Source organism: Streptomyces sp. LX-29 (genome assembly GCF_029541745.1).
In the GTDB taxonomy this organism is placed as follows: Bacteria; Actinomycetota; Actinomycetes; order Streptomycetales; family Streptomycetaceae; genus Streptomyces.
Map to the genome: position 1 here is coordinate 4,912,862 of NZ_CP089746.1, position 21,834 is coordinate 4,934,695.

Genomic DNA, 21,834 nt, shown 5'->3' on the forward strand with positions numbered 1-21,834 from the left:
AGGGGGACAGCCCGCTCTATGGTCTACACCACTTGGTGGTTTAGACCTGTTGTAGCACGTGAGGTTCGGATAAAGGAATCCAAAGGAATCCATCGTTCCATGTGGACTGGACCACAGTGGTGTCCGGCCCCCGAACGAGGGTACAGAGGCCCGCGGCGAGGCGGCCCCGCCACCGTCCACCGGTCGGTCGCCCAGGGTCCGAACGCCCCGCTCAGCGCCGGGTGTTCTCCTCTTCCAGCGCCTCGGCGTCGGGCTCCCGGCCCGGGGTGGGGAGATCGAATTTCGTGATCACAAAGCGGAAGACCGCGTAATAGGCGACGGCGAAACATGCGCCGATCGGAATGATCATCCAGGGTTTGGTGGCCAGCCCCCAGTTGATGACGTAGTCGATGAGTCCCGCCGAGAAGCTGAAACCGTCGTGCACCCCCAGTCCCCAGGTGACCGCCATCGAGACCCCGGTGAGCAGCGCGTGGATGACGTACAGCGCCGGGGCGACGAAGAGGAAGGCGTACTCGATGGGCTCGGTGATGCCGGTGACCAGCGAGGTCAGCCCGACCGAGAGCATCATTCCGCCGACCTCCTTGCGGCGGGCCGGCCGGGCGCAGTGCGCGATGGCCAGCGCGGCGGCGGGCAGCGCGAACATCATGATCGGGAAGAAGCCGGAGGTGAAGATGCCGGCGCTCGGGTCGCCGTGCAGGAAGCGGTTGACGTCGCCCTGGTACGTCTGCCCGTCGGGGGCCGTCCAGCTTCCGTACTGGAACCAGACGAAGGTGTTGAGGAACTGGTGGAGCCCGACCACCAGCAGCGCCCGGTTGGCGACGCCGAACAGCCCCGAGCCCCAGGAGCCGAGCCGGGTCAGCGAGTCGCTGAAGTGTGTCAGCCCGCCTCCGACCGGCGGCCAGATCCACAGGCAGACCACCGCGAAGACCACGCCGGCGAACGACATCAGGATCGGGACCAGCCGGCGGCCGTTGAAGAAGCCGAGCCAGTCCACCAGCCTGGTGCGGTGGTAGCGCTGCCAGACCCGGGCGGTGAGCAGGCCCAACACGATGCCGCCGAAGACCCCGGGGTTCTGCGGCTCGCCGTCGTCGCCCGGGAACTGGGCCAGCACGTTGTGGTAGACGAGAAAGCCGGCCACCGCCGCCAGCGCCGTGGACCCGTCGGCCTTCTTCGCCATCCCGATCGCCACGCCCACGCAGAACAGCAGCGGCAGCCCCAGCGAGGGGTCCAGCAGCGCGCCGCCCGCGCCGACGAAGACCTTGGCCACGTCGTTCCAGCCCAGCCCCTCGGCGCCGAAGACGTCAGGCTGGCCGAGCCGGTTGAGGATGCCCGCGGCGGGCAGCACCGCGATCGGCAGTTGCAGGCTGCGCCCCATCTTCTGGAGCGCAGCCAGCGTGGCCGGCCCCCAGCCGCGCCGGGCGGGCCGTGCGCTCGGCGCCGGGGTCGCGCTGGAGGAACTCATCTCGCCCTCCCGGCGGAGGTCGCTGGCCATGCCGCATAATGGTGTAGACCACTTCTGCGCTGGTGTGTTCCGGGGTTCTCCCGGTCGCCGCGCCGGGTGATCGCCATCATTCGCCAGGCGGCGCACCTACGCCTGCGAAGTTGGGCTAAACGTGGTTAACGTATGAAAACCGCTCGTCGGTGTCGCCGAAGGGCCGGAACAACAGGAGTGGCCATGGCCAGCAAGGCAGAGAAGATCGTCGCCGGGCTCGGCGGTATCGACAACATCGAGGAGATCGAGGGCTGCATCACCCGCCTCCGCACCGAGGTCGCCGACGCGTCGCTGGTCAACGAGGCCGCTCTGAAGGCCGCCGGCGCCCATGGCGTGGTGAAGATGGGCACTGCCATCCAGGTCGTCATCGGCACCGACGCGGACCCGATAGCCGCCGAGATCGAGGACATGATGTGAGCCGCCGAGCCACACCGGTGAGCCGCTGAGGCCATGCCACCCGAGGGCCCCGTTCCGCACACCGGAACGGGGCCCTCGGCGTAGCCGATAGGCTCATGCCCATGTCTCGCATCGACGGCCGCACCCCGGACCAGCTACGCGACGTGACCATCCAGCGCGGATGGAGCAAGCACGCCGAGGGCTCGGTCCTCATCTCCTTCGGCGACACCCGCGTCCTGTGCACCGCCAGCGTCACCGAGGGCGTCCCGCGCTGGCGCAAGGGCAGCGGTGAGGGCTGGGTCACCGCCGAGTACGCGATGCTCCCGCGCGCCACCAACACCCGCGGCGACCGCGAGTCCGTCCGCGGCAAGATCGGTGGCAGGACGCACGAGATCTCCCGCCTCATCGGCCGCTCGCTGCGCGCCGTCATCGACTACAAGGCGCTCGGCGAGAACACCGTCGTGCTGGACTGCGACGTCCTCCAGGCCGACGGCGGCACCCGCACCGCCGCCATCACCGGCGCCTACGTCGCCCTCGCCGACGCCGTCTCCTGGGCCCGCGAGAAGAAGCTGATCAAGGCCAGCCGGCAGCCGCTGACCGGCACCGTCGCCGCCGTCAGCGTCGGCATCGTCGACGGCGTCCCGCTCCTCGACCTCTGCTACGAGGAGGACGTCCGCGCCGAGACCGACATGAACGTCGTCTGCACCGGCGACGGCCGCTTCGTCGAGGTCCAGGGCACCGCCGAGGGCGAGCCCTTCGCCCGCGACGAGCTCAACGGCCTCCTCGACCTGGCGGTGGCCGGCTGCGGCCGCCTGACCGAGCTCCAGCGCGAAGCCCTGGCCGCGGCCACCCGAGGCTGACCGCGCCCCCGACCGGGGTGCCCCGACCGCTCGGGGCGCCCCGGTGCTTTCCGGGCGCGGAGGGAACCACCCGCGGAGCCCCTCGGGGGGTTGTCAGTCGCCCCGGCCGAGTTTCCCGCGTTCGCCCTTCAGTCGCTTCAGCTCGGCCTGGGGGAGCTTGCGTCGCACGCCGACGCCGCCCATGAGGGCGAGGCCGGTGACGATGACGCGGGGGCCGTCGGGGATGCCCTGGCCGGAGCCGCTGTGGTCGAAGCCGCCCATGATGCCCACGCCGTTGACCCGGACGTCGACGTCGGGGTCGACGGTGACCTCGATGCCGCCCATGAGGGCGAAGCAGCGGATGACGACCTCGCGCTCCTCGAAGCGGGCCTCGCGCAGGTCGATCTCGCCGCCGCCCCAGAAGGCGAAGGCGGTGAAGCGCCGGGCCACCGTCCACCTGCCCCTGCGGCTGAAGCCGCCCATGACGGCGATGCCGCGCCTGGAGCTGGGCGGGCCGCCGACGCGGTCGCCCGGTGCGGGCACGGCGGGCGCGGGGCGGGCGACCGCGGCGACGGTGCCCGGGGCCGGCAGATCCCGGACCAGCGGCTCCAGCTCGCCGTGGGTGCGGGCGCGATAGGCGGCGTCCAGCCGCTCCGTGAACTCGTCCATGTCCAGCCGCCCCTCGGCGACGGCCTCACGCAGCGCCTCGGCCACCCGCTCCCGTTCCGCGTCGGACGCGCGCATCTCGGGGTTGTGCGAGGGCTCCGGAGACGGGGCGGCGCTTGTCATGTCTGCAGCCTAGCGAGGACCGGCGTACATCCGAGCGATCACAGCCTCGATGTCGGGCTCGCGCACCGACAGGTCGACCAGCGGATAGCCGTCCGCGACCGCCGCGACGATCGGGGCGGCGCTGCCGGTCGCCGGGAAGGCCAGCCACTGGCGCGGGCCTTCGACCCGGACCGTGCGGGCGCCCGGCACGTCGATCGGCGGCAGCTCCCGCTCCAGGTCGACCACCAGCGTGCGCTCGCTCTCGCCCACCGCGTGCAGCCCGTCGAGCCCGCCGTCGTACATCAGCCGGCCGTGGTCGATGACCATCACCCGCCGGCACAACTGCTCGATGTCGGTCAGATCGTGGGTGGTGAGCAGGACGGTCGTGCCGCGCTCGGTGTTCACCTCCCGCAGGAACTCCCGCACCTTCGCCTTGCTGATGACGTCGAGACCGATGGTGGGCTCGTCGAGGTAGAGCACCTCGGGGTCGTGCAGCAGGGCGGCCGCGATGTCCCCGCGCATCCGCTGCCCCAGCGAGAGCTGCCGCACCGGCACCTCCAACAGCTCCGCCAGGTCCAGCAGTTCCACGCACCGCTCCAGGTTCTCCCGGTAGCGGCGGTCCGGGATCCGGTACATCCGCCGCACCAGCGCGTACGAGTCGCGCAGCGGCAGGTCCCACCACAGCGTGGTGCGCTGCCCGAAGACCACGCCGATGCGGTGCGCCAGCCGGGAGCGGTCGCGTGAGGGGTCGACCCCGGCGACCCGCAGCCGGCCGCCGCTGGGCACCAGGATGCCGGTGAGCATCTTGATGGTCGTCGACTTCCCCGCGCCGTTGGGGCCGATGTAGCCCACCATCTCGCCACGCGGCACCCGGAAGCTGATGCCGTCCACGGCCCGCACCTCGCGTCGCTCGCGCCGTAGCAGGCCCTTCCTGCGGCGCACCACGAAGACCTTCTCCACTCCGTCCAGTTCGATGAACCCGTCCCGCCCGGACATGTCCCGGCGTCTCCTTTCTCGTGCCTTCTCCACTCCCGGCCTCGCTCAGCTGCCCGTGCTGCGGTACGCCCGAAGCCCCGCCCGCCAGGCCAACCCCGCCAGCGCGCAGCAGCCGACGGCGACCGGCGGCGCCCCGAACGCGGCCCAGTCCGGCAGGCCCGTCGGGTCGTCCCGGTCCAGGATGTACAGCGCGGGCAGCCAGTTGACGAAGGCCAGCGGGACGACGAAGGTGACGCCGCGCAGCAGCTCGGTGGCGAAGACGGTGGGCGGGTACTGGAGCAGCGCGTTGCCGCCGTAGGTGAACGAGTTCTGCACCTCGGAGGCGTCGTTGGCCCAGAACTGGAAGGCCGCCCCGGCCACGAAGACCGCCCCGAAGATGGCCGTTCCGCCGACCACCATGAGCGGCAGGAGCAGCAGCCGGTCCCAGGTCCAGTCGACGTCGATGCGGGGTGTCGCCCAGACCAGCACCAGCAGGCCCTGGACGAGCCGGCCCACCCGGCGCAGCGCGAAGCGGTCGGCGGCGACCTGGGCCAGGATCGGCGCGGGCCGCACCAGCAGGCTGTCCATCGTGCCGTCCCGCACCCGCCGGCCCACCCGGCCCAGGTTGCCCAACAGCAGGTCGGCCAGGCCGAAGGCGGTGCAGCTGGTCCCGTAGAAGAAGGCCACCTCCGCCAGCGAGAACCCGCCGAGCGCCTCCACGTGCGAGAACATCAGGGTGATCGCGACGAAGTCCAGGGCGTTGGCGATCAGATTGCCCAGCGTCATGATCACGAACGAGGTGCGGTAGGCCATCGTGGAGCGCACCCACATCGCCACGATGAGCCCGTACGCCCGCAGCCCCTGTCGCGCCTGGTCGAGGCGCCCGCCGCGACGATCCCCGGATACGCCGTCCCTGGATGCGCCGTCCCCGGATGCGCCGTCCCCGGATGCGCCGTCCCTGGATGCGCCGTCCCCGGATACGCCGCCCCTCGATACGCCGTCCCTGGATAAGCCGCCGGCGGCTGTCTGGGGGCCGTTTCCGCCCTGGTGCGGGAGTACGCCGCCACCGGCCCGCGCGGGCCCCGTGGACGGGCCCGTGGCGCCCTCGTGCGGAGGGATGTCGTCAGCCACCCTGAACGACCACCTTCCGGGTGGCGAGGGACTGGAGCGCGCGGCCGGCGGCCAGCAGTACCGCCGCCCACCCGAGTTGGAAGGCCAGCGCCTCGGCCAGCCCGGCGCCCCGGTGCCGGCCGAGCAGCACGTCGGCGGGGACCTGGAGCATCGCCGACCAGGGCAGCGCCCGGGCGATCTCGCCGAGCGTGCCGGGGAAGAGGTTGAGCGGCAGGATCATCCCGGAGAAGAAGAGGCAGAGCAGGCTGCTGAGCATGTTGAGCCCGGAGCCGTCGAGCAGCCAGAACGCGGCGAGCGCGACGAGGTAGCGCACCGCGAAGCCGACGAGCACGCCGAGCGTCACCGAGAGCAGGAAGGCCAGCCAGGTGAGCGGGGCGGTGGGCAGGGCGAGTTCGAAGACCAGTGCCCCGCAGGCCATCGGTGCCACGCCCCGCCCCAGCAGTTGGAAGAGCGCCCGGCCCAGATCGCCCGCCAGCCACCACAACTGGAGGTCGACCGGGCGGTAGAGGTCGACGGCGATGTCGCCGGTCCTGATCCGCTCCTGGAGTTCCTCCTGGAAGCCGCCGCCCATCAACGCGGCGGTGGCCAGCAGGGCCTGTCCGACCCAGACGAAGGTGATCGCCTGGGACACGTCGTAACCGCCGAGGTGCGGACGCTGGTCCCACAGTGCGGTATAGGTGTAGGCCCAGATGAAACCGAAGACGGTGTTGGTGAACACCCCTGCCGCGGTGGCGATCCGGTACGTCGCGTAGCGTCTGAACCCGCTCTTCGCGACGGACGCGTACAGCCGCATGTGACCGCCCCTCCCTCCGGGCTGCACCGAAGTTCAGGAGCCTAGGGCGAAGGTCGGAAGGACTTCCAGGTAATTTCACCGGTGGGAGTGATGGAGCTCACCCTTCTGGCCGGTTACAGAGCTGTCACAGGTGGGCTCCACCACCACCGTCGCAGAACGGATGATGCGACAGTGTCTTATGGGGCGTACCACGCTAATCGCCCGACACGCCACCATTCCGTCGCCGTGGAACCTCCGGCGGCGGCCGAGGAGTCTCAGGAGACATGAGCGACGAGCCCCACAAGCAGGAACCCCCACGGTCGAAGGACGGCGGCGAGCAGGCTTCCGGTTCCGCCTCCGACTCTGGTTCCCGCTCCGATACCCCCTGGGCTTCCCGGAAGGACAGCACCACCGCCGGCGGCGGCGAGGCCGTCGGCGAGAAGCGTGAGCGGCACGGCGACAGCGACGGTGGCGAGCGGCCCGGCACGGCCGGTGCGCGACGTGGCGAGATGAGCGAGCGGCCTTCCGGAGGCACGCCGAAGCCGACCGTGCCCCCGGCCCCGACCCAGGCTCCGAAGCCCGTCCCGAACCAGGCTCCGAGGTCGACCCAGGCCCAGGCGCAGGCTCCGGCCTCGAAGCCGGCCCAGGCCCCCGCCCCGAACCAGGCCCCCGCCCCGAACCAGGCCCCCGCCCCGAACCAGGCCCCCGCCCCGAGCCGGGCTCCGGCGCCGCGGGCGAAGCCGGCCGCGGCGGCCACCCCGCCGCGGGTCCCGAAGCCGACGCCCGGCGCCGCCCCGGCCGCGCCCGCCGCGGGCGGCCCGGTGCCCCCCGCCGGCGGCCCCTCCGCCGGTGACGCCAGCGCGCTCGACGCTCTCAACGCCGCCGTCGCCAAGAACGCCGCGGCCGGCGACGCCTCCCCGGACGCCGCCACCCGCGCCGTGCCCGCCGCCAAGCAGGGCTCCGCGGGCCAGGCCACGGCCGAGGCGGCCTCCGCGGCCGCCGCCGCGGGCCCGGCCGCGAGCGACGGGAAGAGCTCCAAGAGCGGGAAGGACGGGAAGGGCAAGGGCAAGGCCAAGCGCACCCGCCCCAAGCGCACCGGCTGGCGCCGGCTCGTCCCCACCTGGCGGATGGTGCTCGGCACCTTCCTGCTGATCGTGCTGCTCATCGGCGGCGCCCTGGTGACCGGCTACCTCCTGGTCGACATCCCCAAGGCCAACGCCGCGGCGACCGCGCAGAGCAACGTCTATCTCTACTCGGACGGCTCCGTGCTCGCCCGCCAGGGCAAGGTCAACCGGGAGAACATCAAGCTCAGCCAGGTCCCCAAGAGCGTGCAGCAGGCCGTGCTGGCCGCCGAGGACCGGGACTTCTACTCCGAGTCCGCGGTCAACCCCACGGCGATGCTCCGCGCCGCCTGGAACACCGCCACCGGCAAGGGCAAGCAGTCCGGCTCCACCATCACCCAGCAGTACGTCAAGAACTACTACCTGGACCAGGATCAGACGGTCACCCGTAAGGCCAGGGAGTTCTTCATCGCCATCAAGCTGGACAACGAGGTGAGCAAGGACGACATCCTCGAGGGCTACCTCAACACCAGCTACTTCGGCCGGAACGCGTACGGCATCCAGGCCGCGGCGCAGGCGTACTACGGCAAGGACGTCGAGAAGCTCAGCACCGCGGAGGGCGCGTACCTGGCGACGCTGCTCAACGCGCCGAGCGCCTACGACGTGGTGGCCCACCCGCAGAGCAAGAAGGCGGCCACCGCCCGTTGGGCGTACGTGATGGACGGCATGGTCAAGGAGGGCTGGCTGGACTCCGCCGAGCGGGAGAAGGCGAAGTTCCCGACCCCCGGCAAGCTCCGCCCCCAGTCCGGCATGTCCGGCCAGCGCGGCTACCTCGTCGAGGCCGTCCAGGACTACCTGATCAGCAACGGCGTCATCGACGAGCAGACGCTGGCGCGCGGCGGTTACCGCATCACCACCACCATCGACAAGAAGCGGCAGAACGCCTTCGTCGACGCGGTCCAGGGCCAGCTGCTGAGCAAGCTCAGCAAGGACCGCAAGGTGGACCGGTACGTGCGTGCCGGCGGCGCGTCGATCGACCCGAAGACCGGCAAGGTCGTCGCGCTCTACGGCGGCGTCGACTACACCAAGCAGTTCGTCAACAACGCCACCCGGCGTGACTACCAGGTCGGCTCCACCTTCAAGCCGTTCGTCTTCACCTCGGCCTCGCAGAACGGCTCCACCACCCAGGACGGCGTCCGGATCACCCCCAACACCGTCTACGACGGCACCAGCCAGCGCCCGGTCGTCGGCTGGAGCGGCGGCAGGTACGCCCCGGAGAACGAGGACCACGCCAACTACGGGCCGGTCACGGTCACCAAGGCCACCGACAAGTCCGTCAACTCGGTCTACGCCCAGATGGCGGTGGACGTCGGCCCGGAGAAGGTCAAGGAGACCGCGATCGAGCTGGGGCTGCCGGAGAAGACCCCGGACCTCAACCCGTACCCCTCGATCGCGCTCGGCACCGCCACCGCCAGCGTCCTGGACATGACCGAGGCGTACGCCACCCTGGCCAACCACGGCAAGAGCGACGGACACATCCTCGTCACGAAGATCACCAAGGACGGCTCGGAGCTCCAGCTGCCGGACCGCGACCCGAGCCGCCAGGCCGTGCCGCGCTCCGCGGCCGACGCCACCACCTCGATCCTGCGCAGCGTCGTGGAGTCGCCCGGCGGCACCGGCTACAACGCCAAGGCCGCCGGCCGTCCGGCGGCGGGCAAGACCGGTACCGCGGAGGAGGACAAGGCCGCCTGGTTCGCGGGCTTCACCCCCGACCTGGCGACCGTGGTCGCGGTGATGGGCCAGGACTCCAACACCGGCGCCCAGAAGCCGCTCTACGGGGCGACGGGCCTGCCGCGCATCAACGGCGGCGGCTACCCGGCCCAGATCTGGGCCGCGTACACCGCCGACGCCCTGAAGGGGAAGCCGGCCAAGGAGTTCGACCTGAGCGTGGAGGGCGGCCCGGCGGTGCCGGAGATCCCGCCGGCCACGACCACCACCGAGCCGACCGACGAGCCGAGCACCGCGCCGCCGACGACGGAGGCGCCGCCGACGACGGAGGCGCCCACCACGCCGCCGACCATCGAGCCCACCCTCACCCCGCCGACCCTGCCCACCCAGCTGCCCACCTTCACCCCGCCCACCCTGCCGCCCACGGGCGGTACCGGGGGCCCGGGCGGGCCGGGCGGCACCGGTGGGACGGAGGAACCGGGGGATCCGGGGACCGATCCGACGCTCTTCTAGCGCCGTACGCGCGAGGGGCCGCAGCCTGGTGACAGGCGGCGGCCCCTCGGCCGTGTACGGGCCCTCGGGCCGTCGGGGCACGGGTTCCCCGGCCCGTGCCGGCTCCGGCCCGCTACGGGCCCGGCGTGCGGGGTCAGTGGCCCGAGGTCGCCTTGAGGCCGACCACGGCCACCAGCAGCAGAGCGACGAAGAAGACCCGGGCGGCGGTGGCGGGCTCGCCCAGCAGGGTCATGCCGAGCACCGCGGCGCCGGCGGCGCCGATGCCCACCCAGACGCCGTAGGCGGTGCCGATGGGCAGGCTCCTGGCGGCCTGGGCGAGCAGCAGCATGCTGGCGACGATCGCGGCACCGGTGAAGACGCTGGGCCACAGCCGGGTGAAGCCCTCGGTGTACTTCATCCCGACCGACCAGCCGACCTCCAGCAGTCCGGCGACGACGAGCAGGATCCAGGCCATGACGGCACCTCCGTGTGCGTGGGCGACAGGGGTGCGTCGTCTTTGCCTGACCCGGTACGGCGCGTCTCGTCGGGATGGTTCCGACCGTAGCAAAGGGCATGAAAGAGGGTGGTGACCCAGGTCACCACCCTCGTTTCGTAGCGTGTCGGCCCCGCGTGGGACGCCGTCGCCGTGCCGGGCGCCGTTACAGGTACAGCCCCGTGGAGTCCTCGGACCCCTCCAGCCGCTCGGCCGCGACCGCGTGCAGATCGCGCTCCCGCATCAGCACGTAGGCCACCCCGCGGACCTCCACCTCGGCCCGGTCCTCCGGGTCGTAGAGCACCCGGTCGCCCGGCTCCACGGTGCGTACGCTCTGCCCGACCGCGACCACCTCGGCCCAGGCCAGCCGCCGGCCCACCGCCGCCGTGGCCGGAATCACGATGCCGCCGGACGAGCGCCGCTCGCCCTCCGGGATGTCGGTACGGACCAGCACCCGGTCGTGCAGCATCCGGATGGGCAGCTTGTCATGGGACGTGTTCGTACTCACGCGAAGACCGTACCTGTCCGAGGGGTACGGCCGCGCCACAGGCGGGGCACGGTCGTGCCCCGGCGCGCGCCGCTCATGCGTCGTGGCGCCGCGAGGAGGTCACCAGCAGGCCGATCACCCCGACGGCGAGCAGCGCCACCGGGACGATCCGCTCCATCCGCGGGGACCCGTCCTCGGCGACCAACTGGGCGCGCACCTGGGTGACCGCGCGCTGCGCGGCCACGTACGCCCGCCCGGCGGTGCGGTCCACCGTTTCGGCGGCCTTCGCCTTGGCGTCGCCGATGATCGTCTTGGGGTGCACCCGGACGCCGATCTCGTCGAGCGTCACGGCGAGCTCCTGCCGCCTGCGGGCGATGTCCGCCTCGATCTGCGCAGGGGTCCTGCCATCCGCCACCGCGCTGCCTCCGTCACAAGTCCGTCGATCCCGAGCTTTCCGTGGTGGACAGTCTGTCAGCTCTGTCCCGTCCATGCCCCACAGCACCCCCGTTTGCCCGGCTGGCTAGGCTCGGAGTGCGGCGCAGCGCGCCCGCCGGACACGATCGGTGCCCGGTGCACCCCCGACGAGGAGAGCCATGAGCGAGCGACTCAAGCCCGGCGACACCGCCCCCGCCTTCACCCTCCCCGACGCGGACGGCAAGCAGGTCTCGCTCGCCGACCACGCCGGCCGCAAGGTGATCGTGTACTTCTACCCGGCGGCGCTCACCCCCGGCTGCACCAAGCAGGCCTGCGACTTCACCGACAACCTGGACTTCCTCGCCGGCCACGGCTACGACGTGATCGGCATCTCGCCCGACAAGCCGGAGAAGCTGGCGAAGTTCCGCGAGAAGGAGAAGCTCGGGGTCACCCTGCTCGGCGACCCGGACAAGGCGGTGCTGGAGGCGTACGGCGCCTTCGGCGAGAAGAAGCTGTACGGCAAGACCGTGACCGGCGTCATCCGTTCCACCGTCGTCGTGGACGAGGAGGGCAAGGTGGAGCGGGCGCTGTACAACGTGAAGGCGACCGGCCACGTGGCGAAGATCATCAAGGACCTGGGGCTCTAGCCAGGACGCCCGCCTGCCCGCCGCGCCGGCGGCCCGATACGATGGCTGACGGCTGGCGGCCGTGGTGGAATTGGCAGTCACGCTGGGTTTAGGTCCCAGTGGGGTAACACCCGTGAGGGTTCGAGTCCCTCCGGCCGCACATCGCGCGTTCCGCGCCGCACGTGCCGTGCCGCGCCGTGAGGCGCGTCCCTGGCGCGGCGCGTCCCGGGCCGACGCGTCCTCATCGAGCGCCACGCTCCCGATTCGGGCGACGTTCGCGCACCACGGGCCCGGACCGGGCAACGACGGTCCGGGCCCGTGGTGTTGGCCGGGCTACGGGTCAGCCGAGCAGCTCGCGCACCACCGGGACCAGCGCCCGGAACGCCTTGCCGCGGTGGCTGATCGCGTTCTTCTCCTCCGGCGTCAGCTCGGCGCAGGTCCGGCTCTCCCCCAGCGGCTGAAGGATCGGGTCGTAGCCGAAGCCGCCGGAGCCCGCCGGCTCGTGGCGCAGCGTGCCCTCCAGCTTGCCCTCGACCACCCGCTCCTCGCCGCCCGGCAGCGCCAGCGCCGCGGCGCAGGCGAAGTGCGCCCCGCGGTGCTCCTCGGCGATGTCGCCGAGTTGGGCCAGCAGCAGGTCCAGATTGGCCTTGTCGTCGCCGTGCCGGCCGGCCCAGCGCGCGGAGAAGATGCCCGGGGCGCCGCCCAGGACGTCCACGCACAGCCCCGAGTCGTCGGCCACCGCCGGCAGACCGGTGGCCTGGGCCAGGGCGTGCGCCTTCAGCAGGGCGTTCTCGGCGAAGGTGACGCCGGTCTCCTTGACGTCCGGGATCTCGGGATAGGCGTCGGCGCCGACGAGTTCGACGTCCAGGCCGGCCCCGGTGAGGATCGAGCGCAGCTCGGTGACCTTGTGGGCGTTGCGGGTGGCGAGGATCAAGCGTGTCATGGGACCCGATTATCGATGCCCTAGCCGGGCGAGCAGACATCGGTCAGCTCGCCCAACGCGTCCGTCACCGGCTTCAGGTCGGGCGCCTTGCCCTCGTCGATGGCCGTCTGCACGTTGTCGACGGCCTTCCGCAGATCCTCGACGGCCTTCTCGATATCGGCGTTGTCGGTCTTGTCCGAGATCTTGTCGATGTCCTCGTTGAGGGTGTCCAGGATCTTGTCCGCGTCCTCCGGGTTGACCGCCGCGCCGGTCACCGCGTCCTGGAGGTCGTCCACGTCGTTGGAGATCTCGACCGCCAGTTGGGCGCAGTCCAGGGCCTTCTGGACCGTGTCGCAGCCGACCAGGGCCGGCCCGGCGAGGGCGACGACGGCGGCCGCGGCGAGCGCGGTGGCGGTGTTCCGGCGGCGGTGTGGGCGGTGCTGAACGCGACGCGTGGCCATGGGTGGTCCCCTCCCCAGCGGCGGCGGGCGGAAGCCCGCGTACCTGTTACCTCCCTAAACGCAGGGCACCCCGTGCGCGGTTGCCTCCGGTCCAGGGCTCCGGTTCAGGGCTCCGGCGCTGAGCTCCGGTTCAGAGCGCGGCGGTGGGCACGCCCTGGAGCTGCCGCAGGTTCAGCGACCGGGCCATGGCGGCGTATCCCTCGTCGCTGGGGTGGAGATGGTCGCCCGAGTCGTATGCGGGCAGCAGCCGCAGCGGATGGGCCGGGTCGCGCAGGGCGGCGTCGAAGTCGACCACGGAGTCGAAGACCTTCCCGGAGCGGATCTGCGCGTTGACGCCCTCCCGCACGGCGTTGAGCTCGGGGGTGAACCCGCGGTGGCCCTCGAAGGGCATCAGGGTGGCGCCGATGACGCGCAGCCCGCGGGCGTGCGCCTGACGGGTGAGCGTACGCAGCCCGGAGACGATCTCGTCGGGGTCGGTGACATGCGGATTGCGCAGGATGTCGTTGACGCCCAACTCGATGATGACGACCTTGACACCGGTGCGGGACAGGACGTCACGGTCGAAGCGGCCGAGCGCGCTGGGGTTGTCCGGCGGGAAGTTCCGGCCGCTGCTGAGCACCCGGTTGCCGCTGATGCCCTGGTTGAGCACGCCGTAGCGGGGCGCGCCCGGCTCCTCGCGCAGCCGTCGGGCCAGGAAGTCGGGCCAGCGGCGGTTGGTGCCGGCGGTGGAGGAGATGCCGTCGGTGATCGAGTCGCCGAGCACGGCCACCGCCCCGGTGGCGTCCTTGCTCCACACGTCGACGGCGGTCAGATAGCGCCAGTACGGGCTCTGCTCGGTGTAGGCGGCGCCCATGGTGTCCGCCGCGCGGTTCCCGTGCGCCAGGTAGGAGGTCTGGCGGGCGTGCGGGTGGTAGGTGACCGAGCCCGAGGGGGTGGGGGAGTAGGTGGTGACGAGCAGGTCGGCGGCGTCCGGGATGTTCAGCCGCACCGGGTCGCTCATCACGGCCTGACCCGCCGGGATGGTCACCGCGGTGCCGTCGTCGAAGGTGAGCCGGCGCATGGTGCCGGCGGCCGCGCCGGGGGTGCCGGGCGCGGCGGCCACCGCGAGCGAGGCGTGGGTGATGTCCAGCGGGCGGGAGCCGTAGAGGTTGGACAGGTGGATCCGCGCGCTGCTGCCGCCGACGCTGAGGTGGACCACGTTCCGTATCGACATGCCCGCGTAGCCGTCGGTCGTGTCCGGTTCCGCGGCCGCCGGCGAGGCGGACCAGCTGCCGACCCAGCCGCCCGCCGAGGCCGGCGTGGCCGGACCGCGGTGCCCGCGGGAGCCGGCCCCCAGGTCGCCTTCGCCGCGCCCCGTACCGACGAATATCGCGGTCGCCACCAGGACCGCCACCGCCGCGAGGGCCGCCATCAGGGCGAACACCGTACGTCTCGGCATCGGGGGCACGCTCATGAGCGGGCGTTTCTCCTCGGGCAGGCGGAGCCGGGCGGCTCGGGTGGTCGGGACGTGCGGTGACGTGCGTGACGCACGGGTGCACGGACGTACGGCGGTACGCGGCGGCCGCGCGGCGGCGTTGCGCGCGGGCGGGCCACATGATCCCACGGTGGGTGGCGCGACCTGCCGGCGCCCCGGCGGATCCGCGCCGGCCACTCGCCCGGTCAGACGCGAGAGGCCCGCGGCGCGTTCCGCCGCGCGCGTGATCGCCGCCTGACGGCGGTGGCGGTCGGGGCGACCGTCGGCCGTCGGGCGCTTCGGCGGGTGAGGCCGGTCGGGGGACTCCGGGGAGCCGGCGCGGGCCCGCCTCGCGCGGCGCGGGGAACCCGCGGCACGCTTCGGGAGTGGTCCGGATGAGCACAATGCACGAAGAGGCGGCGTGAACGGATGGAGCGGACGAATGCGGGTGAGGCCACCGTGGCGATGACCGGCTTCACCGTGGACAGCCCGGCGGACGCGGAGAAGCGGCGCGGACTGCGCCGCATGAAGACCCTCGCGACCGGGCTGCTGCTCGCCGTCGCCGCCGTGTACGCGCTCGCCACCTGGGCCGGGAGCGCCGGGGCCGGCGCCTGGACGGCCTATGTGGCCGCGGCCGCCGAGGCGGGCATGGTGGGCGCGCTGGCGGACTGGTTCGCGGTCACCGCGCTGTTCCGGCGGCCGCTGGGGCTGCCCATCCCGCACACCGCCATCATCCCCACCAAGAAGGACCAGTTGGGGGTGAACCTGGGCGAGTTCGTCGGCGACAACTTCCTCTCCGCCGAGGTGGTGCGGCTACGGCTGAGCGCGGTCGGCATCGGCGCGCGGCTCGGCACCTGGCTGTCCGAACCCGCCCACGCCGACCGGGTGACGGCCGAGCTGGCGACCGCGCTGCGCGGTGCGCTCACCGTGCTGCGCGACTCCGATGTGCAGGCCGTCGTGGGCGAGGCCATCACCCGGCGGGCCGAAGCGCACGAGATCGCCCCCGGCCTCGGCGCGCTGCTGGACAAGGTCGTCGCCGACGGCGGCCACCACCGGGTGGTGGACCTGGTGTGCGTGCGCGCCCACGAGTGGCTGACGCGGCACGGCGACTCCGTCATGACGGCGGTCGTCGGCGGCGCGCCCGGCTGGACGCCACGCTTCGTGGACCGCAAGGTCGGCGAGCGCGTCTACAAGGAGCTGCTGCGGTTCGTCGGGGAGATGCGCGACATGCCGGACCACCCGGCCCGCGGAGCCGTCGACCGTTTCCTCGCCGACTTCGCCGCCGACCTGCGGTCCGACCCCGACACCCGGGCCCGGGTGGAGCGGCTGAAGTCGGAGGTGCTCGGGCGCGGGGAGGTGCAGGAGCTGATCGCCTCCGCCTGGAACGCGGTCCGCGCCATGATCGTGGCCGCCGCCGAGGACGAGCGCAGCGAGCTGCGGCTGCGGGCGCGCGCCTCGATCCTGTCGCTGGGAGCCCGGATGAGCACCGAGGAGCGGCTGCGGGGGAAGGTCGACGGCTGGCTGGCGGACGCGGCGGTCTACGTGGTGACCACCTACCGGGACGAGATCACCTCGCTGATCACCGAGACCATCGCCGGCTGGGACGCCGAGCACACCTCCCGCAAGATCGAGACCCACATCGGCCGGGACCTCCAGTTCATCCGCATCAACGGCACCGTGGTGGGCGCCCTGGCGGGGCTGTGCATCTACGCGGTCTCCCACGCCCTGGGCGGCTGACGCCGGCCGCGACCTCGGCCGCGCCGTGGGGGTGCTCGGGCCGGGCCTCGCGGTGACCGTGGAGCGCTCGGTGCCGCGGACCCCGGAGCCCCCGGAGCCCCCGAAGCCCATGGAGCCCCCGGAGCCCCCGGAGCCTTCGGTCACCGCGGAGCGCCCGGCGCCGGATGCCGCGGACGACGCTGAGTGCCGCCGCGGACCGAGCGGGCGCGTGCGGCCGCATGTCCGTACGGCCGCCTCGGCGGTGATCCCGCGGCGGCGGCCCGCCGGGGCGGCGGTCGAGAGGGTCCGGCCGAGACGCCCGTACCGGGCGAGAACGCGCGCCGCGTCCGCTGCCGGGGGTCCACGAGGTCTGGAGGGTGCCGGCCGTACGTCCTATCCTCCGCACGGCGCGTCCCCGGTCCGAGGAGGGCACCGTGCGGCAGCGGGCACCAGCGGTCCTCGTGCAGAGCCCCCGTGCGCGCCGCCGGGCCGCGCTGGCCCGGGCGCTGTGGGGCGTCGCGGAGACCGCGCTCACGCTGGGCGTGGTCCTGTTGCTGCTCGTCGTCCACCAACTGTGGTGGACCAACCGGCAGGCGCGGGAGGGCGCCCGACGGGAGGTGGCCGCGCTGGAGCGGCGGTGGGACGCGGCGGAGCCCGGTCCCTCGTCCGGCGGCGGGGCGGCCACCGGACCGCGCGCGGGCCCGGAGGACGGCGCGGACGGCGGCGGGACCTCCGGGCCGGGCGGGACGGAGCGCCCGCGCGGCGCGGGGCGGTCCGCAACCCCGGCCCCCGGCCGGGCGTACGCCGTCCTCCGCATCCCCCGGCTCGGACTGGCCGTGCCCATCGCGGAGGGCGTCGGTCGCCGCGGGGTGCTCAACAAGGGCTACGCCGGCCACTATCCGCGCAGCGCGCCGCCGGGCGGGGTCGGGAACTTCGCGCTGGCGGGCCACCGCAACGCCCACGGCGAGCCGTTCCGCCACCTGGACCGACTGCGTCCCGGGGACACGGTGCGGGTGGACACCGCGGAGGTCCGCTACACCTACGCGGTCGAGCGCACCCTGCCGCGCACCTCGCCCGGCGACGGCACGGTCCTCGCCCCGGTGCCGTACAGCTCCACCCACCCCGGCCACCGCTTCACCCGGCCGGGCCACTATCTGACGCTGACGACCTGCACGCCCGCCTTCAGCTCCCGCTACCGGCTGGTGGTGTGGGGCACGCTGCGCGCGGCGGCGCCGCGCTAGGTTCGCCGACTGCCGGGACCGGCGCCCGCGTTAGGCTCGTACCTCGTGCTTCGTTCTCCGTCCCACCTGTGGCTGCTGGTGCCCTACGTGCTCTATCTGGGCGCGATACCGCTGGCCAACCGGGTCCACCCGACCGTCCTCGGGCTGCCCTTCCTGTTCTGCTACATCCTGCTGGCGACGCTGCTGACGCCGGTGGCCGTCTGGCTCACCTGGCGAGCCGACCGCGGTCGCGCCCGGGGTGAGCGCCGGTGAACGCGACGGTGGCGACCTCCGTCTTCGCGGGCTTCATGGTGCTGACCGTGGCACTCGGCCTGCTCGCGGTGCGCGGCCGGGGCTCCGGCGGCGGACTGGCCGAGTGGTCGGTGGGCGGGCGCAGCCTGGGCACCGTCTTCATCTGGGTGCTGATGGCGGGCGAGGGCTACACCAGCTTCAGCTATCTGGGCGCGGCCGGCTGGGGCTACAACACCGGGGCGCCGGTGCTGTACGTGCTGGCGTACATGTCCTGCGGCCACGCCATCGGCTATGTGGTGGGCCCGATGCTGTGGTCCTACGCGCGCCGACACGGCCTGGTCGGCATCACGGACATGGTGGCCCACCGCTACGGCCGGCCGTGGCTCGGCGCGCTGGTCGCGGTGCTGGCCACGCTGTGCCTGCTGCCGTACATCCAACTCCAGATCACCGGAATGGGCGTCGTGGTCTCCACGATCTCCTACGGCGCCATCAGCCTCAACTGGGCCAATTTCATCGCGTTCGCGGTCACCACCGGCTTCGTCGTCGTCAGCGGGCTGCGCGGCAGCGCATGGGTGTCGGTGCTGAAGGACGTGCTGGTCATCGGCACGCTCGCGTTTCTCGCGGTCTATGTGCCGGTCCACTACTTCGGCGGTTACGGCGACTTCCTGGACCGCATGGTCGCCGAGCGGCCGGAGTGGCTGACCGTCCCCGGGCACGGGGGCGGCGGCCTGGGGGAGGGCTGGTTCCTCTCGACGGTCTTCCTCAACTCCCTCACCGTCGTCATCTTCCCGACCACCGTCGCGGGCTACCTCGGCGCGCGCGACGCCGACGCGCTGCGCCGCAACGCGATGCTGCTGCCCTTCTACAACGTGCTGCTCTTCGTGCCGATGCTGCTGGGCATGGCGGCGCTGTTCGTGGTGCCGGGGCTGGCCGGGGCGGAGTCCAACCTGGCGCTGTTCAAGCTGGTGGTGGACTCGCTGCCGGCCTGGGCGGTCGGCGTCATCGGGGTCGCGGCCGCCCTCTCCTCGATCGTGCCGATGGCGGTCTTCATGCTGGTCATCGGCACCATGTGGGGGCGCAGCGTGCTGGGCGCGCTGCCCCGCTTCGCCGGCCGGCCGGACCGTCAGAAGCTCGGCTCCCAGGCGGTGGTGGTGGCCGCGGGCGCGGCGGCGCTGCTGCTCACCTACCTCGCGCCCAACACCCTGGTGCGGCTCTCGCTGGTCTCCTACGAGGGCATGGCACAGCTCATCCCGATGCTGCTGCTCGGCCTGGTGTGGCGGCGGCTGACCCTCCCCGGGGCGCTGGCCGGGCTGGTGGTGGGCGGCGCCCTGGTGAGCTTCCTCGTCTTCACCGGGCGCGATCCGCTGTGGGGCGTGAACGCGGGGCTGCTGGCGCTGGCCGCCAACCTCGCGGTCGCGGTGACGGTCAGTCTGCTGGGGCCGCGGGAGCGGGATCCGCGACCGGACGAGGAGGTGCTGGCCCTGGAAACCGAGAGCGGCCCCGGGGATCGGGAGGGCCTCGCCGACTCCGTTGTCGGTGGTCGGGGTTAGCATCGGACAGGACGGTCGTCGCCGAGGCGGCCGGTAGCCGACGGTGCGTGAGGGGAGGGGAGCCGGATGGGCGAGAGCACGCGCGTCGAACGGGTGCGGATGCGCCTGGGCATGCTCCTCTTCCTGCTGACCGGGCTGATGCTGACCCAGTCCGGCCTGGTGAGCGCGGTCGTCCTCTCCGCGGCCGCCGCCGTGGCGGCGGCGACGCTGGTGCTCTGCGTCCTGCTGGCCGCGCTGTACGCGCTGCCCAGCCCGCCGGGTCGCATACGCACCGCGATACGGGACCGGGAGCGCCGCACCGCGTTCCTGCCCCAGCGCGACCCCGACGCGGCGGGCCGCACCCGTCCCCGAGCCCCCGGCCGTCACCTCCCGACGGCCGCGTAGGAGCTCCGCACCACTTCTCTCCGCCGAGCCCGCGCGGTTCGTCATGCCGATTCCCGCATTCCGCACTCCGGCTGACGAGACCCGTGGAGGGCTCCACCATGTCCGTTTTCACTCCCCTCGGCGCGCTGCTGTCCCACCTGTCCGACGCGCTCACCCCGCTCTTCGGCGGCTCGGCGATGGCCGCCGCGGTCGTCCTGTTCACCATGGGGGTGCGTGCCGCGCTGCACCCGCTGGCGCGGGCCGCGGCCCGCGGCGAGAAGGTGCGGACCGCGATGGCCCCGAAGATGGCGGAGCTGGGCCGCAGGTACGGCAACGATCCGGACCGGCTGCGGCGGGCGGCGGCCGAGCTCTACGAGAAGGAGGGCGCGTCGCCGCTGGCGGGGTGTCTGCCGATGCTGGTCCAGCTGCCGTTCTTCTTCGTGATGTACCACCTGTTCTCCACCGGCAGCGGCGGGGCGGGGCTGCTGGACCACGCGCTGCTGGGCGCGCCGCTGGACGGCAGCTGGACCGAAGCGCTCGGCGACGGCGGGATGTTCGGCACCGCGGGGCTGGTGTACCTGGGGCTGTTCGCGCTCATCGCGGCGGTGGCGACGTGGACGTACACCCGCTCCCGCAAGGCGATGGCCGGCATGCGGACGTCGCCGGTCGCGGGCGCGGCGGGACTGACCAAGGTGCTGCCGCTGCTGTCCTTCGGCACCCTGGTCACCGCCACCGTGGTGCCGCTGGCGGCCGGGCTCTACCTGGCCACGACGACGACATGGACGGCGGTGGAGCGGGCGCTGCTGCACCGCGGGCGGTAGGGCGCCGTAGGCGCCTGGGGGCGGGGGTGTGGTGGGCACCCGAGGACGCCCCTGCCCGGAGAGAAATCGGAGGGCTGGTTTCGGTACCACCGGGCTTCGTCGTCCGGTGTCTCGCCGTGGCGGTGGGATGGAACCCCCGGTGTTCCGTCCCCGCGGTCGGCTGATGCGGGTCGGCACCGCCGGGCTCCGCCGTCTCGGGGCTCGCCGGGGCGGCGGGATGAAACCCCCGGGTGCTTCCCTGTGGTCCGCCCGGGCGCCGGAGGGACCGGCGCTCAGTCGAGACGGACGGTGCGGCCCTCCGCGGCGGAGCGGCGGGCGGCCTCCAGCACGCGCAGGGTGGCGGCGGCCTCGTCGGCGGTGACCGGGGGCGGGCCGCCGTGGCGGACGGCGTCGGCCACGGCCGCGTAGTAGGCCGGGTAGTCGCCGGGCAGGGTCGGCACCGGCTCGCCGCCGCCGGTCTGCGGGGACTCGCCCGAGCCCAGCCGGCCCCAGGTGGACGGGGCCTCCACGCCCCACGCGGTGCCGTCGCCCGGGCGCTTGCCCTCGCGGAGCGCGGCCTCCTGCGGGTCGAGGCCGTACTTCACATAGCCGGCCTGGCCGCCCAGCACCCGGAAGCGCGGGCCGAGCTGGGCGGCGGTGGCGCTCATCCACAGATGGCTGCGCACCCCGCCGGCGTGGGTGAGCGCGATGAAGGTGTCGTCGTCGGCGGCGGCGCCGGGGCGGCGCACATCGACCTCGGCGTAGACGGAGACGGCCGGGCCGAAGAGGGTGAGCGCCTGGTCGACCAGGTGGCTGCCCAGGTCGTAGAGGAGCCCGCCCAGCTCGGCCGGGTCGCCGGACTCCCGCCAGCCGCCCTTGAGCTGCGGCCGCCAGCGCTCGAAGCGGGACTCGAAGCGGTGGACGCGGCCGAGCGCGCCGTCGGCGATGAGCTGCCGCACGGTGCGGAAGTCGTTGTCCCAGCGGCGGTTCTGGAAGGCGCTCAGCAGCAGCCCGCGCTCGGCGGCGAGCGCGGCCAGCGCCTCCACCTCCGCGGCGGTGGCGGCGAGCGGCTTGTCGACCACCACCGGCAGTCCGGCCTCCAGGGCGGCGCGGGCGAGCGGCACATGGGTGCGGTTGGGCGAGGCGACGACGATCAGGTCGAGCTCTGCGGCCCGGTCCGGGGTGAACAGCTCCTCCGGCGTGGCGACGCAGCGCGCCTCGGGGTGCTCGGCACGGGCCTGCGTCTGCCGCTCGGGGTTGCCGGTGACGACGGTGTCCAGGACCAGGCCCGCGGTGGCCGCGATCAGGGGGGCGTGGAAGACGGAGCCCGCGAGGCCGTAGCCGATGAGGCCGACGCGCAGGGGGGTGCCGGTGCTGCCAGGGGTGCCATCCATGACCGTCACTTTGACAACAGTGTTGCCAA

General features: G+C 73.0%; 22 protein-coding genes, 1 tRNA gene and 1 riboswitch. Of the genes, 11 read left to right on the forward strand and 12 right to left on the reverse strand.

The features are described 5' to 3' along the window. Nucleotides 1-211 precede the first annotated feature (211 nt). Nucleotides 212-1,375 (reverse strand): PTS transporter subunit EIIC, encoded by a 1,164-nt coding sequence (locus LRS74_RS21135; protein ID WP_277744859.1) that lies wholly within the window; start codon nt 1,373-1,375, stop codon nt 212-214. A gap of 249 nt (nt 1,376-1,624) precedes the next feature. On the opposite strand from LRS74_RS21135, the gene LRS74_RS21140 reads away from it, so the two are divergent. Both LRS74_RS21140 and rph read left to right on the forward strand, forming a co-directional pair. After that, nucleotides 1,625-1,909 carry a PTS glucose/sucrose transporter subunit IIB gene (locus LRS74_RS21140; RefSeq protein ID WP_277742468.1) on the forward strand — a complete coding sequence of 95 codons (285 nt, stop codon included), beginning with the start codon at nt 1,625-1,627 and terminating at the stop codon, nt 1,907-1,909. Nucleotides 1,910-2,010: 101 nt separating this feature from the next. Then, nucleotides 2,011-2,748: a ribonuclease PH gene (rph, locus tag LRS74_RS21145; RefSeq protein ID WP_144386350.1), complete on the forward strand. Its 738-nt coding sequence runs from the start codon at nt 2,011-2,013 to the stop codon at nt 2,746-2,748. A gap of 93 nt (nt 2,749-2,841) precedes the next feature. Here rph and LRS74_RS21150 read toward each other — a convergent pair whose 3' ends face one another. The 4 genes from LRS74_RS21150 to LRS74_RS21165 all read right to left on the reverse strand — a co-directional run bounded on the left by LRS74_RS21150 (nt 2,842) and on the right by LRS74_RS21165 (nt 6,394). Further along, nucleotides 2,842-3,471, reverse strand: coding sequence for a DUF1707 domain-containing protein (locus tag LRS74_RS21150; RefSeq protein WP_277744860.1), 630 nt, complete (start codon nt 3,469-3,471; stop codon nt 2,842-2,844). A gap of 54 nt (nt 3,472-3,525) precedes the next feature. Further along, the gene (locus LRS74_RS21155) at nt 3,526-4,491 is read right to left on the reverse strand and encodes an ATP-binding cassette domain-containing protein (RefSeq protein ID WP_277742469.1); all 966 of its coding nucleotides are present in this window, start codon (nt 4,489-4,491) and stop codon (nt 3,526-3,528) included. A 45-nt stretch (nt 4,492-4,536) separates the two neighbouring features. Then, complete coding sequence (locus LRS74_RS21160; protein WP_277744861.1) at nt 4,537-5,301, reverse strand: ABC transporter permease; 765 nt, start codon at nt 5,299-5,301, stop codon at nt 4,537-4,539. 292 nt (nt 5,302-5,593) lie between these two features. After that, complete coding sequence (locus LRS74_RS21165; protein WP_277742470.1) at nt 5,594-6,394, reverse strand: ABC-2 family transporter protein; 801 nt, start codon at nt 6,392-6,394, stop codon at nt 5,594-5,596. Between the two features lie 263 nt (nt 6,395-6,657). Here LRS74_RS21165 and LRS74_RS21170 point away from each other — a divergent pair, with 263 nt between their 5' ends. Then, nucleotides 6,658-9,675 (forward strand): transglycosylase domain-containing protein, encoded by a 3,018-nt coding sequence (locus LRS74_RS21170; protein WP_277742471.1) that lies wholly within the window; start codon nt 6,658-6,660, stop codon nt 9,673-9,675. Nucleotides 9,676-9,808: 133 nt separating this feature from the next. On the opposite strand, the gene LRS74_RS21175 is transcribed toward LRS74_RS21170, so the two are convergent. The 3 genes from LRS74_RS21175 to LRS74_RS21185 form a co-directional block, all read right to left on the reverse strand. Then, nucleotides 9,809-10,129 (reverse strand): SMR family transporter, encoded by a 321-nt coding sequence (locus LRS74_RS21175; RefSeq protein WP_144386353.1) that lies wholly within the window; start codon nt 10,127-10,129, stop codon nt 9,809-9,811. A 30-nt stretch (nt 10,130-10,159) separates the two neighbouring features. Further along, a riboswitch (guanidine-III (ykkC-III) riboswitch) is annotated at nt 10,160-10,225 on the reverse strand. Nucleotides 10,226-10,313: 88 nt separating this feature from the next. After that, the gene (locus LRS74_RS21180) at nt 10,314-10,616 is read right to left on the reverse strand and encodes a co-chaperone GroES (protein WP_058046871.1); all 303 of its coding nucleotides are present in this window, start codon (nt 10,614-10,616) and stop codon (nt 10,314-10,316) included. Nucleotides 10,617-10,728: 112 nt separating this feature from the next. Next, nucleotides 10,729-11,049 carry a DUF3618 domain-containing protein gene (locus LRS74_RS21185; protein WP_277742472.1) on the reverse strand — a complete coding sequence of 107 codons (321 nt, stop codon included), beginning with the start codon at nt 11,047-11,049 and terminating at the stop codon, nt 10,729-10,731. A gap of 178 nt (nt 11,050-11,227) precedes the next feature. Here LRS74_RS21185 and bcp point away from each other — a divergent pair, with 178 nt between their 5' ends. Beyond that, nucleotides 11,228-11,695 (forward strand): thioredoxin-dependent thiol peroxidase, encoded by a 468-nt coding sequence (gene bcp, locus LRS74_RS21190; protein WP_277742473.1) that lies wholly within the window; start codon nt 11,228-11,230, stop codon nt 11,693-11,695. Between the two features lie 55 nt (nt 11,696-11,750). Beyond that, nucleotides 11,751-11,834, forward strand: a tRNA-Leu gene (locus tag LRS74_RS21195). Between the two features lie 180 nt (nt 11,835-12,014). On the opposite strand, the gene rdgB is transcribed toward LRS74_RS21195, so the two are convergent. From rdgB to LRS74_RS21210, 3 genes are all read right to left on the reverse strand, one after another. Continuing rightward, nucleotides 12,015-12,617 (reverse strand): RdgB/HAM1 family non-canonical purine NTP pyrophosphatase, encoded by a 603-nt coding sequence (gene rdgB, locus LRS74_RS21200; RefSeq protein ID WP_277742474.1) that lies wholly within the window; start codon nt 12,615-12,617, stop codon nt 12,015-12,017. Nucleotides 12,618-12,637: 20 nt separating this feature from the next. Next, nucleotides 12,638-13,057, reverse strand: a complete 420-nt coding sequence (locus LRS74_RS21205) for a hypothetical protein (RefSeq protein ID WP_277742475.1) — start codon at nt 13,055-13,057, stop codon at nt 12,638-12,640. A gap of 130 nt (nt 13,058-13,187) precedes the next feature. After that, nucleotides 13,188-14,495, reverse strand: coding sequence for an SGNH/GDSL hydrolase family protein (locus tag LRS74_RS21210; RefSeq protein WP_277742476.1), 1,308 nt, complete (start codon nt 14,493-14,495; stop codon nt 13,188-13,190). Nucleotides 14,496-14,975: 480 nt separating this feature from the next. Here LRS74_RS21210 and LRS74_RS21215 point away from each other — a divergent pair, with 480 nt between their 5' ends. From LRS74_RS21215 to yidC, 6 genes are all read left to right on the forward strand, one after another. Continuing rightward, entirely contained in the window at nt 14,976-16,247 is a 1,272-nt protein-coding gene (locus tag LRS74_RS21215; RefSeq protein ID WP_277744862.1) for a DUF445 domain-containing protein, read from the forward strand. 413 nt (nt 16,248-16,660) lie between these two features. Continuing rightward, nucleotides 16,661-17,467, forward strand: a complete 807-nt coding sequence (locus LRS74_RS21220) for a class E sortase (protein ID WP_277742477.1) — start codon at nt 16,661-16,663, stop codon at nt 17,465-17,467. Nucleotides 17,468-17,512: 45 nt separating this feature from the next. Next, nucleotides 17,513-17,719 carry a DUF3311 domain-containing protein gene (locus LRS74_RS21225; protein ID WP_260867973.1) on the forward strand — a complete coding sequence of 69 codons (207 nt, stop codon included), beginning with the start codon at nt 17,513-17,515 and terminating at the stop codon, nt 17,717-17,719. After that, nucleotides 17,716-19,248, forward strand: a complete 1,533-nt coding sequence (locus LRS74_RS21230) for a sodium:solute symporter family protein (RefSeq protein ID WP_277742478.1) — start codon at nt 17,716-17,718, stop codon at nt 19,246-19,248. The genes LRS74_RS21225 and LRS74_RS21230 overlap by 4 nt, the downstream gene beginning before the upstream one ends. Before the next feature lie 66 nt (nt 19,249-19,314). Further along, nucleotides 19,315-19,632, forward strand: coding sequence for a DUF6412 domain-containing protein (locus LRS74_RS21235; RefSeq protein ID WP_277742479.1), 318 nt, complete (start codon nt 19,315-19,317; stop codon nt 19,630-19,632). 98 nt (nt 19,633-19,730) lie between these two features. Further along, nucleotides 19,731-20,432 (forward strand): membrane protein insertase YidC, encoded by a 702-nt coding sequence (gene yidC / locus LRS74_RS21240; protein WP_277742480.1) that lies wholly within the window; start codon nt 19,731-19,733, stop codon nt 20,430-20,432. Between the two features lie 272 nt (nt 20,433-20,704). Here the strand turns inward: yidC and LRS74_RS21245 are convergent, their stop codons facing one another. Continuing rightward, entirely contained in the window at nt 20,705-21,805 is a 1,101-nt protein-coding gene (locus tag LRS74_RS21245) for a Gfo/Idh/MocA family oxidoreductase (protein ID WP_277742481.1), read from the reverse strand. Nucleotides 21,806-21,834: the final 29 nt, after the last annotated feature.